General features: G+C 62.3%; 13 protein-coding genes and 1 tRNA gene. 6 read left to right on the top strand and 8 right to left on the bottom strand.

Annotation, left to right across the window (positions count from 1 at the left end; translation table 11 throughout):
- Nucleotides 1-187 precede the first annotated feature (187 nt).
- From RA26_RS13295 to RA26_RS13285, 3 genes are all read right to left on the bottom strand, one after another.
- Nucleotides 188-1,204 carry a Fe(3+) ABC transporter substrate-binding protein gene (locus tag RA26_RS13295; protein WP_039184290.1) on the bottom strand — a complete coding sequence of 339 codons (1,017 nt, stop codon included), beginning with the start codon at nucleotides 1,202-1,204 and terminating at the stop codon, nucleotides 188-190.
- A gap of 231 nt (nucleotides 1,205-1,435) precedes the next feature.
- Nucleotides 1,436-1,561: a type B 50S ribosomal protein L36 gene (ykgO, locus tag RA26_RS13290; protein ID WP_005648635.1), complete on the bottom strand. Its 126-nt coding sequence runs from the start codon at nucleotides 1,559-1,561 to the stop codon at nucleotides 1,436-1,438.
- Nucleotides 1,562-1,640: 79 nt separating this feature from the next.
- Nucleotides 1,641-1,715: transfer RNA gene (locus RA26_RS13285), tRNA-Val, on the bottom strand.
- A 163-nt stretch (nucleotides 1,716-1,878) separates the two neighbouring features.
- Here RA26_RS13285 and RA26_RS13280 point away from each other — a divergent pair.
- Nucleotides 1,879-2,739 (top strand): N-formylglutamate amidohydrolase, encoded by an 861-nt coding sequence (locus RA26_RS13280; RefSeq protein WP_039184289.1) that lies wholly within the window; start codon nucleotides 1,879-1,881, stop codon nucleotides 2,737-2,739.
- A 15-nt stretch (nucleotides 2,740-2,754) separates the two neighbouring features.
- On the opposite strand, the gene RA26_RS13275 is transcribed toward RA26_RS13280, so the two are convergent.
- A complete protein-coding gene (locus tag RA26_RS13275; RefSeq protein WP_082015831.1) occupies nucleotides 2,755-4,008 on the bottom strand; it encodes a DNA polymerase IV in 1,254 nt (417 codons plus the stop codon).
- Nucleotides 4,009-4,097: 89 nt separating this feature from the next.
- On the opposite strand from RA26_RS13275, the gene RA26_RS13270 reads away from it, so the two are divergent.
- Nucleotides 4,098-4,520 carry an NUDIX hydrolase gene (locus tag RA26_RS13270; protein ID WP_039184287.1) on the top strand — a complete coding sequence of 141 codons (423 nt, stop codon included), beginning with the start codon at nucleotides 4,098-4,100 and terminating at the stop codon, nucleotides 4,518-4,520.
- Between the two features lie 397 nt (nucleotides 4,521-4,917).
- Here RA26_RS13270 and pyrF read toward each other — a convergent pair whose 3' ends face one another.
- On the bottom strand, nucleotides 4,918-5,634 hold the full coding sequence (pyrF, locus tag RA26_RS13265) for an orotidine-5'-phosphate decarboxylase (protein WP_039184625.1): 717 nt from the start codon (nucleotides 5,632-5,634) through the stop codon (nucleotides 4,918-4,920).
- A 337-nt stretch (nucleotides 5,635-5,971) separates the two neighbouring features.
- Between pyrF and clpB the strand changes: the two genes are divergently transcribed.
- Complete coding sequence (gene clpB / locus RA26_RS13260; protein ID WP_039184286.1) at nucleotides 5,972-8,590, top strand: ATP-dependent chaperone ClpB; 2,619 nt, start codon at nucleotides 5,972-5,974, stop codon at nucleotides 8,588-8,590.
- Nucleotides 8,591-8,651: 61 nt separating this feature from the next.
- Here clpB and RA26_RS13255 read toward each other — a convergent pair whose 3' ends face one another.
- Both RA26_RS13255 and RA26_RS13250 read right to left on the bottom strand, forming a co-directional pair.
- The gene (locus RA26_RS13255) at nucleotides 8,652-8,933 is read right to left on the bottom strand and encodes a twin-arginine translocation signal domain-containing protein (RefSeq protein ID WP_039184285.1); all 282 of its coding nucleotides are present in this window, start codon (nucleotides 8,931-8,933) and stop codon (nucleotides 8,652-8,654) included.
- On the bottom strand, nucleotides 8,933-9,223 hold the full coding sequence (locus RA26_RS13250) for an antibiotic biosynthesis monooxygenase (RefSeq protein WP_039184284.1): 291 nt from the start codon (nucleotides 9,221-9,223) through the stop codon (nucleotides 8,933-8,935). The genes RA26_RS13255 and RA26_RS13250 overlap by 1 nt, the downstream gene beginning before the upstream one ends.
- A 171-nt stretch (nucleotides 9,224-9,394) precedes the next feature.
- On the opposite strand from RA26_RS13250, the gene RA26_RS13245 reads away from it, so the two are divergent.
- Nucleotides 9,395-10,285, top strand: a complete 891-nt coding sequence (locus RA26_RS13245) for an AraC family transcriptional regulator (protein WP_039184283.1) — start codon at nucleotides 9,395-9,397, stop codon at nucleotides 10,283-10,285.
- Between the two features lie 16 nt (nucleotides 10,286-10,301).
- Here RA26_RS13245 and RA26_RS13240 read toward each other — a convergent pair whose 3' ends face one another.
- Nucleotides 10,302-10,868 (bottom strand): hypothetical protein, encoded by a 567-nt coding sequence (locus tag RA26_RS13240; protein WP_039184623.1) that lies wholly within the window; start codon nucleotides 10,866-10,868, stop codon nucleotides 10,302-10,304.
- Between the two features lie 276 nt (nucleotides 10,869-11,144).
- Between RA26_RS13240 and msrP the strand changes: the two genes are divergently transcribed.
- Complete coding sequence (gene msrP / locus RA26_RS13235; protein WP_039184282.1) at nucleotides 11,145-12,050, top strand: protein-methionine-sulfoxide reductase catalytic subunit MsrP; 906 nt, start codon at nucleotides 11,145-11,147, stop codon at nucleotides 12,048-12,050.
- A 12-nt stretch (nucleotides 12,051-12,062) separates the two neighbouring features.
- A complete protein-coding gene (msrQ, locus tag RA26_RS13230) occupies nucleotides 12,063-12,686 on the top strand; it encodes a protein-methionine-sulfoxide reductase heme-binding subunit MsrQ (RefSeq protein ID WP_039184280.1) in 624 nt (207 codons plus the stop codon).
- Nucleotides 12,687-13,009: the final 323 nt, after the last annotated feature.

The raw sequence follows: 13,009 nt of genomic DNA, 5'->3' as shown, positions 1-13,009 counted from the left end.
GCAGGCAGCTATAGGCGCGATGTGGTGCCGGGTCTAGTGAAAGCTGAATGGGCGCGGCCTGGCCCCGCGGAACAGCTGGCTCCGGCCAATGGGGTGCCTGGAAGCCGGACGGCTTGGGGAGGAGCGGATTAAGAAAATGGCGCGGAGAGGCCCCGCGCCATGCTGAATCCGCTTTTCCGGCCAGGACTTACTTCCAGCCGACGTCGTTGAAGATCTTCTGTGCCTCGGGCAGGTTCTTGGCAACCTCGGACAGGTTCACGTCATCCGGCTTGAAGTGGCCAAGCGCCGCAATCGAGGGGGCCAGGCCGACGCCGGACACGGCCGGGTATTCGTCATTGCCGGCGGAGAAATACGCCTGGGCGGAATCGCCGGAGAGATACTCCAGGAACTTGATCGCGTTTTCCTTGTTCGGAGCGTGCACGGCCACGCCGCCGCCCGAAAGGTTCATATGCGCGCCTTCGGTGTTCTGAGAGGGGAACAGCCAGCCGATCTGATCGCGGTTTTCCGACACGCCCTTGACCTCCTTACGGATCGAGCGGGCGAAGTAATAGCTGTTGGCAACGGCGATACCGCATTCACCGGAGACCAGGCCGCGGATCTGGTCAGTGTCGCCGCCTTGCGGATCGCGGGCCATGTTGGCGACCACGCCTTCGGCCCATTCACGTGCCTTTTCGGCACCGTGGTGGGTGACAATGGAAGCCAGCAGAGTCTGGTTATAGGTGTTCTTGGACGAGCGGATGCAAACCTGGCCCTTGTAGGCGGGATCTGCCAGATCCAGGTAGGTCTGCGGCGGGTTGGCCACACCGTCCTTGTCGAAGAAGATGATGCGGGCGCGCTGGCTGAAGCCGAACCATTGGTTGTCCTCATCCTGAAGGTAGGCCGGAACCCGGGCCTCCAGCACGTCGCTGTCGATGCTTTGCAGGACACCGGCCTCCTTGGCGCGGGTCAGGCGCGAGGTGTCGACGGTAATCAGGATATCAGCTGGGGAGTTTTCGCCCTCGGCGTTCATCCGGGCGATCAGCTCATCGGCGTTGCCCTCGATGCGGTTGATGGTGATGCCGGTGGCCTCTTCGAAGTCCGAATACAGCTGCTCGTCGGTGTCGTAATGGCGCGAGGAGTAGATGTTCAGCTCGCCTTCGGCAGCAGCGGCGGTGGCAACGGCGGCGCTCAGCGCGCCGGCCAGTACGGTTGTGGCTTTCAGCATTGGATGTCCCGTTCTTGGTTAGATCAGTTTTCCGACTGAAAGAGTCGATTAAAGCATCTGACGGGAGATGCAATGAATTTCCGACTGAAACAGTCAGAAAGTCGCAATCAGCTGTTGCCTTGCCAGGCTCTGAACGCGCGCTGTCTTTACAGCGCTTGTCCGAACTGACCCCCCAAACGCAAAAAAACCGCATCGGATGATGCGGTTTTCTGCATGTCGCTGTGGCGGATCTTAGCCCTGGCGCGCTTTGAACTTGCGCTGGGTCTTGTTGATCACGTACACGCGGCCTTTACGGCGCACAACCCGGCAATCGCGGTGCCGGTTCTTCAGCGAACGGAGCGAGTTCTTGACCTTCATGGTCTCTCTCCTTGTCTGCGGCGCGAACCAGCGCCTGGGTTAGCGGGTGCTTGGGCCGGAGCCGAAGCAGTGAATTGAATGGTGGGCGATACAAGGATCGAACTTGTGACCCCTTCGATGTCAACGAAGTGCTCTACCGCTGAGCTAATCGCCCACTCTGGCCTGCGCTGCGTTCCTGCCCCTTAGAAGTGAAAGGGGCGCGGGGTGCCGCGCCGGTGAGGGGGTCTATAAATAGAGTCGCCGGCGTGCGCAAGAGCTTTTGACCGCAGAAATTTCCGCGATATGCTGTTTCTTGCACAAGAAGCACCGGAGCAAGGATGCCTGATACAGCGTTTTCCGTGATTTCCCCGCAGAAACTGGCCTCGGCAGTGGTTTTTGCCTCTCCGCACAGCGGCGCGGAGTATTCCGATTCCTTTCTGGCACAGTCGATTCTGGGGCGGAAAGAGATCCGCAGCTCAGAAGATGCCTTTGTGGACCAGCTGTTCCGGGCAGCGCCGGAGTTTGGGGCGCCGCTGCTTCGGGCCCTGAAGCCAAGGGCCTATCTGGACCTGAACCGTTCGCCGGATGAATTGGACCCGGCGGTGATTGAAGGGGTGCAGAAGCGCGGCCAGAATCCGCGGGTGGCCTCTGGTCTTGGGGTGATCCCGCGTGTGGTGGCCAATGGCCGGTCGATCTACAGCGGCAAGCTGCCTTTGGCGGAGGCAGAGCGGCGGATCCGGACATGCTGGCATCCCTACCATCAGGCGCTGAAAGGGCTGCTGGATCAGGCGCACGCGCAATTCGGGCAGGCGATTCTGGTGGATTGCCATTCGATGCCGCATGAAGCCGTCGACGCGATGGCCCCGCGCGGTGCGGGCAAACCCGAGATCGTGCTGGGCGACCGCTTCGGGGCGGCTGCGGATGGCGGCGTTGTGGACCGGATCGAGGCGGCCTTTGCCGCCGCCGGTTTGCGGGTGGCACGCAACACGCCCTTTGCCGGTGCCTATATTGCCCAAACCTATGGCCGCCCGTCGCGGCGTCAGCATGCGGTACAAATCGAGATCGACCGGGCGCTGTATATGGACGAGGCCAACATCCGCCCCAATGCGGATTTTGATGCGCTGCAGACGCTGTTGCGCCAGGTGGTGGCGGAAATCGCAGCCATCGGGCGGGAGGAACTGCCGCTGGCTGCGGAATAGCCAACGGCTGCATATTCAGCGCAGGGCGCGGCCCTTCAGGATCGCGCTGTCCCCGAATCTTCTGCGGATGGCGTCGGTGGCGCGTTCGGCTTCTGCCCGTTTGCCTGCATTCGGGTCCAGGAGATCGCCGGTTTCATCGGCATGCGATTCGGGAACCAGGTCCGATATCCCGCAGCCCAAGAGGCGGTAGGGGCCTTCGTCGCCGACCTGATCCAGCAGGCCGCGGGCGGTGCGGTAGATGCGGTCGGCGATCTGGGTCGGGCTGCGCAGGGTGACACGCCGGGTCAATGCCGAATGGTTGGCGCGCTTCAGCTTGAGCGTCACCACCCGCCCCGCCAGTTCCCGCGCCTTGGCCCTGTCGGAGACCTTCTCCGCTAGCCGCCACAGGTGGCCGTCGAGCACCTCCAGGCAAGCGGTGTCCTCAAAGAAGGTGGTTTCATTGGAGATCGACTTGACCGGTTCATGCGCGGAGACCCGGCGCCGGTCCTGGCCGCGGGCCAGGTGCCAGAGCCGGTCGCCCATTGAACCGAAGCGGACGTGCAGTGCCTCGCGGTCCCAGCGCAACAGGTCGGAGAAGGTGCGGATGCCGGCCTTGTCCAGGCTTTCCTGCGCAGCCGGGCCGATGCCCCAGATCAGCCGCACCGGTTTTTCACTCAGAAAGTCCGCCGTCTCTGCCTTGCCGATCACCGAAAACCCGCGCGGCTTATCGAGATCGGAGGCAACCTTGGCCAGGAACTTGTTGTGGGACAGGCCGATGGAGCCGGTGACGCCCAGCTCATCCTTCATCCGCTTGACCAGCCGGGCTAGCATCACTGCGGGCGGTGCGCCATGCAGCTTTTCGGTGCCGGTGAGGTCCATGAAGGCCTCATCCAGCGACAGGGGCTCCACGTCCGGGGTCAGCTCATTCATCATCTTGCGGATTTCGCGGCTGACCTCGACGTAGACATTCATCCGCGGCTTGATCACCACACCATCGGGGCAGAGTTTCAGGGCCTGGAACATCGGCATGGCAGACCGCACCCCCCGGATGCGGGCGACATAGCAGGCGGTGGAGACCACGCCGCGTTTGCCGCCGCCGATGATCACCGGCTTTGTTGCCAGCTCAGGATTGTCGCGTTTCTCGACGCTGGCGTAGAAGGCATCGCAATCCATATGGGCGATGGTGAGCGACAACAGTTCTTCATGCGCCTTGATCCGCGGGCTGCCGCAATGGGGGCAGCGCCGGGCGGGGGCGATCTGGCTGAGGCAGTCTCGGCAAAGGGCGTGCATTGGTACGGTGGGCTGTGGTCGTGGATGGACAAGTCTAACTTGCGGTGAAGGCCTTGTCTTTAGCGTGGCGGGTGGCCAAGTGACAGATCATGACAACAGCAGGCGAAGATTTTGCCGGCGCAAAGCTGGCGGTGTTTCTGGGGCAGGATCTGCTGGTCATCCAGCGCGATGACAAGCCGGAAATCCCCTATCCGGGACATTGGGACCTGCCGGGCGGCGGGCGTGAGGCGGATGAGAGCCCGGCGGCCTGCGCGCTGCGCGAGACGCGTGAAGAGGTCGGGCTGGTCTTGAGGCCGGAGTTGCTGATCTGGTCAAAGGCCTACCAGCGGCCGCACGGGCGGGTCTGGTTCTTTGCCGCGCATTTGCCCGCCGAGACCGTCAGCGCAGTCCGGTTCGGAAACGAAGGCCAGGGCTGGGCGCTGATGGCGCCGGAAGCCTATTGCGCGCACCCGTTGGCAGTGCCCCACTTTGCGGACCGGCTGCGTGAATATCTTGCGGCGCGGCCTGTGTGACTGGGGGCTGAAAAGAAAGATCCCCCGCAGGTATGCGGGGGGAAAGGTGACGGGTCTCAGGAAGAAAAGCCCGTCTGGGGAGTGTCTCAAGATGAGAATCTCTCACATGGCGCTGTTTCGCAAAGTTTGCGGGGCTTGGCAGTGGCTGCGGGTTTTGCGGGTGTGCTTTTTTAGGCACAGGACGATTTGGCGCAGAAATTGCCTTGGGTGCGGGTTTCGTCAGCGAAATGAGCGGCTTGACGTTACGTCACTGGCAGGCAGCGCCGTGCCTGCTCAAAAAATGGTGCACCTGCCGCGCATTTTTCTTTCTGCCTAATTTTTAGGCAGGCGGACGCGGAAAGAACTTGCGGCAGGGCAATACAGCCGTTGCTGCCTGTGCCGGAAGCGGCATGGGTTGCTATGCTTTTACGCCTGCCAGCTCTGCCAGGATGGCCTCGGCCGCGGCACGGGGGCTGTCGGCTTTCCAGATCGGGCGGCCGACCACGATATGGTCAGCGCCGTCTGCAATGGCGCTGGCCGGGGTGGCGACGCGCTTCTGGTCGCCCAGGTCAGCACCGGCAGGGCGCACGCCCGGGGTGACGATCAGCTTGCCTTCAGCCTCGGGCAGAGCGCGGATCAGCGCCGCCTCCTGCGGGCTGGCAATGACGCCGTCGGCGCCCGCGGCAAAGGCATTGCCGGCGCGTTCCAGCACCAGATCCTGCACCGCGCCGTCCTTGATCAGTGCGCCGTCCAGATCCTGGCGGTCGAGTGAAGTCAGGATGGTCACGGCGAGAATCTTGAGGTCCTTGCCGGCCGCGCCTTCCTTGGCGGCGCGCACCACATAGGGGTCGCCATGCACGGTGAGGAAGTCGAGGTCAAACTGAGCAAGGCCGCGCACCGCGCTTTCCACGGTGGCGCCGATGTCAAAGAGTTTCATGTCGAGGAAGATGCGCTTGCCGTGCTCCTGCTTCAGCTCATTGGCCAATGCGAGGCCACCGCCGGTGAGCATGCCGAGGCCGATCTTGTAGAAGGAGACCGCATCGCCCAGCTGTTCGGCGAGCTTGAGGCCTGCCAGTGCATCGGGGACATCCATGGCAACAATCAGGCGGTCGTCGGCGCGCGGGGCTTGGGTCATGGCGGGGTCCTTTGTGGCAGGTTCGGCGTGAAACTGGCGTTTCATACGCAAGGGGCTGCAGTTGGGCAAGGCTCAGCGGGGCCCTCCCGCAACTGAAGCTGCCCCGGCGGGACAGATTACAGTTTAGGGCAGGGCGCCGCGCTGGCGCGCGGCGCGGTTGCAACCGGCCCGCTGCAGGGGCGCAAAGTTGACGCAGGTCAGGGATTTGCTCACCTTTTCCGGTGAATATGGGTTGAAGCGGCGGGATCGCTTCCCAAATTGAACCTTGAGGCCCGGACCGGGGCGTGCCGCCTAGCGGGCGCTGCCAAGAACAGGGCGCTTGAAAAAGGAGAGCAAGATGGACTTGAACAAGTTCACGGAGCGTGCACGGGGATTCGTGCAGGCAGCGCAGACCATTGCGATGCGCGAGGGGCACCAGCGGCTGGTGCCTGAGCATATTCTGAAAGCTTTGATGGATGACGATCAGGGGCTGGCAAGCAACCTGATCTCCCGTGCGGGCGGGGTGCCGTCGCGTGTCGTCGAGGCAGTAGAGGCCGCTGTTGCCAAACAGCCCAAGGTGAGCGGTGATGCGGCCCAGATCTATCTGGACGGGCAGACCGCCAAGGTGCTGGATGAGGCCGCAAAGATTGCCGAGAAGGCAGGCGACAGCTTTGTGCCGGTCGAGCGGCTGCTGATGGCGCTGTGCATGGTGAAGTCCAAGGCCAAGGATGCCTTGGAGGCCGGCGCAGTTTCCGCGCAGAAGCTGAACGAAGCGATCAACGACATTCGCAAGGGGCGCACCGCTGACTCAGCCACGGCTGAAGAAGGTTATGACGCGCTGAAGAAATACGCCCGCGACCTGACCGAGGCGGCGCGTGAAGGCAAGATCGATCCGATCATTGGCCGCGATGAGGAAATCCGCCGCTCGATGCAGGTGCTGTCGCGCCGGACCAAGAACAATCCCGTCCTGATCGGTGAGCCGGGCGTGGGTAAGACCGCGATTGCCGAGGGCATGGCGCTGCGCATCATCAATGGCGATGTGCCGGAGAGCTTGCGGGACAAGAAACTGCTGTCACTGGACATGGGCGCGCTGATTGCTGGCGCCAAATACCGCGGCGAGTTTGAAGAGCGCCTGAAGGCGGTGCTGACTGAGGTGACTGAGGCCGCGGGCGAAATCATCCTGTTCATCGACGAAATGCACACGCTGGTCGGCGCCGGTAAGTCCGACGGTGCGATGGATGCGGCCAATCTGATCAAGCCGGCCCTGGCACGCGGGGAGCTGCATTGCGTTGGTGCGACAACGCTGGATGAGTACCGCAAGTATGTGGAGAAGGACGCGGCGCTGGCCCGCCGGTTCCAGCCGGTGATGGTGACGGAGCCGACGGTGGAGGACACCGTATCGATCCTGCGGGGCATCAAGGAGAAGTATGAGCTGCACCACGGCGTGCGCATTGCCGATGCGGCACTGGTGGCGGCGGCAACGCTGTCGAACCGCTATATCACCGACCGCTTCCTGCCGGACAAGGCAATCGACCTGATGGATGAGGCCGCCAGCCGCCTGCGGATGCAGGTGGATTCGAAGCCGGAGGAGCTGGATGCGCTCGACCGGCAGATCCTGCAGATGCAGATCGAGGAAGAGGCGCTGAAGCTGGAAGACGATGCCGCCTCCAGGGACCGGTTGGAAAAGCTGCAGAAGGAACTTGCTGAGCTGCAGGAGCAGTCCGCCGAGATGACCGCCCAGTGGCAATCGGAGCGGGACAAGCTGGCCTCCGCCCGCGACCTGAAGGAGCAGCTGGACCGGGCCCGCGCGGAACTGGATATCGCCAAGCGGGAGGGCAATCTCGCCAAGGCGGGTGAGCTGTCTTATGGCGTCATTCCGGGGCTGGAGAAGCAGCTGGCGGATGCCGAGAAAAAGGAAGAGCAGGGGCTGATGGTCGAGGAGGCCGTGCGGCCTGAGCAGATCGCCGCTGTTGTCGAACGCTGGACCGGCATTCCGACCTCCAAGATGCTGGAGGGGGAGCGCGAAAAGCTGCTGCGCATGGAAGATGAGCTGCACCGCCGGGTGATCGGCCAGAACGCGGCTGTGACTGCGGTGGCCAATGCGGTGCGCCGGGCGCGGGCAGGTCTGAATGACGAGAACCGGCCGCTGGGCTCCTTCCTGTTCCTTGGGCCGACCGGCGTTGGCAAGACAGAGCTCACCAAGGCAGTAGCGGGTTTCCTGTTCGACGATGAGCACGCGATGGTGCGGATCGACATGTCGGAGTTCATGGAGAAGCATTCGGTGGCCCGCCTGATTGGCGCGCCTCCGGGCTATGTCGGCTATGACGAGGGCGGGGTGCTGACCGAGGCCGTGCGCCGCCGCCCCTATCAGGTGGTGCTGTTCGACGAGGTCGAAAAGGCGCATCCGGATGTGTTCAACGTGCTGCTGCAGGTGCTGGATGACGGCGTGCTGACCGACGGCCAGGGCCGCACCGTTGACTTCAAGCAGACGCTGATCGTGCTGACCTCCAACCTTGGCGCGCAAGCTCTGAGCCAGCTGCCGGAGGGCGCCGATGCGTCTGACGCGCGGCGCGATGTGATGGACGCGGTGCGGGCGCACTTTCGGCCTGAGTTCCTGAACCGTCTGGATGAGACTATCATCTTTGACCGTCTGGCACGGGGTGACATGGACGGCATTGTCGAGATCCAGCTGACACGTCTGCTGAAACGCCTGGCAGGGCGCAAGATTGCGCTGGAGTTGGACGAGGCGGCCAAGACATGGCTGGCGGATGAGGGCTATGACCCGGTGTTCGGCGCTCGGCCGCTGAAGCGGGTGATCCAGCGCGCGCTGCAGAATCCGCTGGCAGAGGCCCTGCTGGCGGGAGAGATCAAGGACGGCGATACCGTTCCGGTCTCGGCCGGCAGCGACGGGCTGATCATCGGCGACCGGCTGGGGACGTCGGACCGGCCCAAGCCCGATGATGCCGTGGTGCATTGAGAGGTAGAGATTGAGAAAGGCCCGCCAGAGATGGCGGGCCTTTGATTTGCGAAGAGGTGCGTTACAGCTCCAGCCGGTGCGCGCCGGTGTGGGAGCGCTCGCCGGCGAGAACCAGGCAATAGCCCTCACCTTCCAGTACCAGTTGGCTGATGGACGACCGGTTCCGGCGCAGTTCCTGCAGATACCCTGTGGTGCTGGACTTGCTGAGTTTCACGAAACGGAAACGCACATCTGCCGGGGCTGCCGCTGCAGCAAATGATGGAAGCGTGCCAACTGCCGCAGCCGCTGCAACAGTGCTGGCCATGAAATCACGGCGCGAAATGTCGGCGCGGAGTCCTGCCATTAGATTACCAGCCTCTTGAAGTACTGCACCTTTGGAGGCGCAGTCATGAAGGAGACAAGCTGGGCCATGACGCCGTTTTCGGAAATTGCCTGGATGTAGCTGGCGTGATGCGCTTTGGAGAGCCACTCTTCGGCAATGAGCTGGCTGCGCGTTTCCTCGTCATAATAGACAGTGACCGACAAGGCGCCATCAAAGCCGCGCACCGCTGGCAGTCTCTCAGCCAAAAAGAGTTCCAGTTCGCCGAACTTTCCCTTTGCCACTTCCATCTCAAGCGTTACCCAAATGCTCATCGGGGTCTCCTTTTCTCTTTGGATGACCCGTTCTTTGCCTGCGGTGCCCGGCCGCCGCTAACGCGATCCGATCAAGGATATTGCAATCGGATCAGAAACCCTCATTAGTTTGCGGCACGTGTAAGAAGCTGCTTGCCGCGGCCTGCACGGAACAACCTGTGGAGCAGCCGCGTGACCCGCACACAGAACAAGCTGATTGTTATCCCTGAGGCTTTGGCGGCCTTTTCCTTTACCAGGGAAATCCTGTCGAGCAGACATGGCCGGCTGTTGCATAAGGTTTTGCGCGCAGATCTGCGGGACTTGGAATTTGTCTGCAGCGAAATCTGTATTTGCTACTTGCTGAAGGGGCGTGAGCGTTTTTTTGACACTGCCGGAACCTGCACTGAAATCCAGGCGGGCGAACTTGTCATTGTTCCGCCTAACGTTCTGTTGCAGTCCGATTTCCGCAGCCAGGACGGCCCGCTGGAAGCTATGATGATCTTTCTGTCCCCGGCGCTGGTCAGCGATGTGCTGCCTCGATTGGGCGGCGGGCGGGCAGCTGAACGGGCAAGTCTGGCAACCGTTCCAGCGAGTCAAAGCCTGGCAGCCTTCATGAGCGGCATCGTGGAGGTCTACGACAGCTTGCAGGTGGATGCCGATCTGGCGCGCCTGAAACTGGTTGAGCTGATCATGCTGCTTGCGTTGCTGCATGACCGCAGCGAGCTGGCCGGTACGCTCGCGGGCAGTTTGGGCACGCAGCACCACCGCTCGGTTGCTCATGTCGCCCGGGCTTACCTGGATCATGATTTGCGCACTGCGGACCTGGCGGCGCTGTCCGGGCGCTCAGTTCCGACTTTCAACCGGGAGTTCCGGCGGATCTTCGGCGCGTCACCCGCAAAATGGCGCAAGCAGCGGCGGTTGGATCAGGCAAAGACGATGCTGGAAAGCACCAACGATGCGATTACCAGTATTGGTCTGGCGGCAGGGTACGAAAGCACATCCAATTTTATCAGCGCCTTCAAGAAGGAATACGGGCTGACGCCTGGCCAGTTCCGGGCGGCAGCCTTGGCGGCAGGTCTCTAGCTGTGCTGAAGACGGCTTAACCAGCCCCGGCCTCCTTGGCCATCTTGCGCTCATACTTCCGTCGCAGAACTTTAAGCCTCGGTTCCCAGTTGTATCGCGGGTCTTCGGTGGTCTCTGACCAGTAAAGCTTGCCGCCATAGCGCCAGGGGTCGAGCACGATGCCCTCGTAGATACCGTCGCCCTTGGCCGCGATCACCGCGGTGGAATGGTCGATGCGGAACTCATTCTTCGGCTCGGCAATGGCGCGCAGCATCGATAGCGTCTGGAAGTTCTCCTGGTTGAGGCGCGCCTGCATGTCCTCGGCGTAATGCACGCAGATGCCGCGTTCCTTGACGCCGCTGTTCACCAGCGTGTTGTGGATGATCGGCGAGGTGGTGACATTATACTGCTCCGCCAGCCGGGCAGAGTGGCTGTAAGCGATCTCCGCCGCGCGGCGGGCCTCCCCGGCGTCCACCTGCGGATCCAGGGACTGGATGGCGAGGGACAGGGCCTCGACATCGGTCTTGGTGGCCGTGGGTGCGGCGGCGCAGCCTGCCAGGGCGGCGGCGGCAAGCATCATCAGCGGTGCAATTAGGGATTTCATCATAGTCTGCCCGAAGCGGTTTTGATTTCCAGCCAGCATAGTGAAACCGTGCAACGGGTGCAGCGGGGAAATGTGCTGCCACAGCGCATTTTCCGGCCATTGGGCGCTGGGCCGCTTCACATCTGCGTCAGCAGGGGCGCCCGCAGCCGGGTTTTCGCAGATACTGGCAGGGCTTCCAACGTTACAATTCTCTCGCGCAGTCGTGACGGGATATGTTTTGGGTTTTGCGCCCGGGGCCGTTACCTCAGGAGAGACCCGCAATATCAGGAGACGCAGATGGCGCGCCGCTGGACCAATGACTTGACCCTTGCCGATGCTACCCCGGAGGCAGATTTCTGGAACCGCCGCCGGATCATGGCCGGGCTGGCAGGTGCCGGGCTGGCCGCCGCGCTGGGCAGCCGCGCGCAAGCGGCGGAGGGGCTGGAACCCAACACCTGGGAAGAGGTGACCAGCTACTGCAATTTCTACGAGTTCGGCACCGGCAAGAGTGATCCTGCGGCCTATGCCGGCCGGATGACCACTCAGCCGTGGAGCGTGAAGATCGACGGTCTGGTGGATCGCCCGGGCGACTATTCCCTTGAGCAGATCCTGGGGGAGATGACGCTGGAGGAGCGTATCTACCGCTTCCGCTGTGTCGAGGCCTGGTCGATGGTGGTGCCCTGGCGGGGATTTGAGCTGGCCGACCTCTTGAATATGGCAGGCGTGCAGGAGGGGGCCAAGTACGTTGCCTTTGAAACCCTCTACCGCCCGTCGGAGATGCCCGGCACGGCTTATAAGGTGCTGGAATGGCCTTATCGCGAAGGCCTGCGCCTGGATGAGGCGATGCACCCGCTGTCGATCATGGCGACCGGGATCTTCGGTAAGCCGCTGCCAAACCAGAACGGCGCGCCGCTGCGGCTGGTGGTGCCGTGGAAATACGGCTTCAAGTCGATCAAGTCGGTGGTGCGGATCACATTGACTGACGAGGAACCGCCCACCAGCTGGAACATGGCCAACCCGCGCGAGTACGGCTTCTACAGTAATGTGAACCCCAATGTCTCGCATCCGCGCTGGAGCCAGGCCAGCGAGCGCCGCATCGGCGGCGGCCTGTTTGCCAAGCGCCAGCCGACACTGATGTATAACGGGTACGAGAAAGAGGTCGCCTCCCTGTACGCAGGCATGGACCTGGCCGAGAACTTTTGACCGGAGGAGTTTATGGACACCGCAAACCGCCTTCTCCGCCGCCTGCCTGTCTGGGCGGTCTACTTGCTAGGGGCACTCCCCGCGCCTTGGCTGTTTTACCAGGGGCTCACCGGCGGGCTGGGAGTGGAGCCGATCAAGGCGCTGGAGCATGAATACGGGGAAATGGCGCTTCAGCTGATGATCCTGACGCTGGCGGTTTCGCCGCTACGCCGCCTGGCGGGCCTGAACCTGATGAAGTTCCGCCGCGCAATTGGGCTTTTGTGCTTCTTCTATGTGCTGTGCCACCTGCTGGTCTGGCTGGTGCTGGATGTGCAGATCCTGGGCCAGATCATCGCGGATATTGCGAAACGGCCCTATATCACCATCGGCATGGCGGCGTTTGTCCTGATGCTGCCGCTGGCGCTCAGTTCGAATAACCTGTCCGTGCGGGCGCTGGGCCGGACCTGGGCGCGGCTGCACCGGCTGACTTATGCGGCTGCGCTGCTAGGGGGCCTGCACTTTGTGATGCTGTCGAAAGGGTTTCAGATCGAGCCGCTGATCTACCTCGGGCTGACCCTGCTTCTCTTGGCCCTGCGCTTGCCAGTGCTGAAGCGGTCCAAACATCTGGAATCATCCGGAACGCCCAGCCGGACCTAGTCCGGAGAAACTGGTCCCGGGGTCCGGGAGGCGGCCCTCCCTGGCGGCGGTTTTGCTTCCGAGTCGCAGTTGTTTTCTTCGATTCCGTGGTTTGGTTTTGTGGATATGTTTGTTGAGTCTGTGGGTAAGTGGTTTCTGGCGGGGTTTTGGTGTGATTGGGTTGGTCCGGGGTTTGAGCGGTCCTTGTATTTTGGGTCAGTGTTGCTGACTTTGTTGTGCTGTAAGTTGTTGATATTGTTTGATTTGTGATTTTTCTTTTTGGAAAGTTCTGTTTTTTGCGTTTTTTGGGTTGCGGGTGTTCGGGGGTATCCGTAAAAGCCCCC

It is taken from the genome of Leisingera sp. ANG-M7, from assembly GCF_000813965.1.
In the GTDB taxonomy this organism is placed as follows: Bacteria; Pseudomonadota; Alphaproteobacteria; order Rhodobacterales; family Rhodobacteraceae; genus Leisingera.
The sequence above is the reverse complement of the archived record's forward strand: the minus strand, read 5'-3'. Positions and strand labels throughout refer to the sequence as shown.

What these genes read in the sequence shown, in the direction of transcription:
- RA26_RS13295 (WP_039184290.1), bottom strand. Translation starts at nt 1,204, where the DNA reads ATGCTGAAAGCCACAACCGTACTGGCCGGCGCGCTGAGCGCCGCCGTT.
- ykgO (WP_005648635.1), bottom strand. Translation starts at nt 1,561, where the DNA reads ATGAAGGTCAAGAACTCGCTCCGTTCGCTGAAGAACCGGCACCGCGAT.
- RA26_RS13280 (WP_039184289.1), top strand. Translation starts at nt 1,879, where the DNA reads ATGCCTGATACAGCGTTTTCCGTGATTTCCCCGCAGAAACTGGCCTCG.
- RA26_RS13275 (WP_082015831.1), bottom strand. Translation starts at nt 4,008, where the DNA reads ATGCACGCCCTTTGCCGAGACTGCCTCAGCCAGATCGCCCCCGCCCGG.
- RA26_RS13270 (WP_039184287.1), top strand. Translation starts at nt 4,098, where the DNA reads ATGACAACAGCAGGCGAAGATTTTGCCGGCGCAAAGCTGGCGGTGTTT.
- pyrF (WP_039184625.1), bottom strand. Translation starts at nt 5,634, where the DNA reads ATGACCCAAGCCCCGCGCGCCGACGACCGCCTGATTGTTGCCATGGAT.
- clpB (WP_039184286.1), top strand. Translation starts at nt 5,972, where the DNA reads ATGGACTTGAACAAGTTCACGGAGCGTGCACGGGGATTCGTGCAGGCA.
- RA26_RS13255 (WP_039184285.1), bottom strand. Translation starts at nt 8,933, where the DNA reads ATGGCAGGACTCCGCGCCGACATTTCGCGCCGTGATTTCATGGCCAGC.
- RA26_RS13250 (WP_039184284.1), bottom strand. Translation starts at nt 9,223, where the DNA reads ATGAGCATTTGGGTAACGCTTGAGATGGAAGTGGCAAAGGGAAAGTTC.
- RA26_RS13240 (WP_039184623.1), bottom strand. Translation starts at nt 10,868, where the DNA reads ATGAAATCCCTAATTGCACCGCTGATGATGCTTGCCGCCGCCGCCCTG.
- msrP (WP_039184282.1), top strand. Translation starts at nt 11,145, where the DNA reads ATGGCGCGCCGCTGGACCAATGACTTGACCCTTGCCGATGCTACCCCG.
- msrQ (WP_039184280.1), top strand. Translation starts at nt 12,063, where the DNA reads ATGGACACCGCAAACCGCCTTCTCCGCCGCCTGCCTGTCTGGGCGGTC.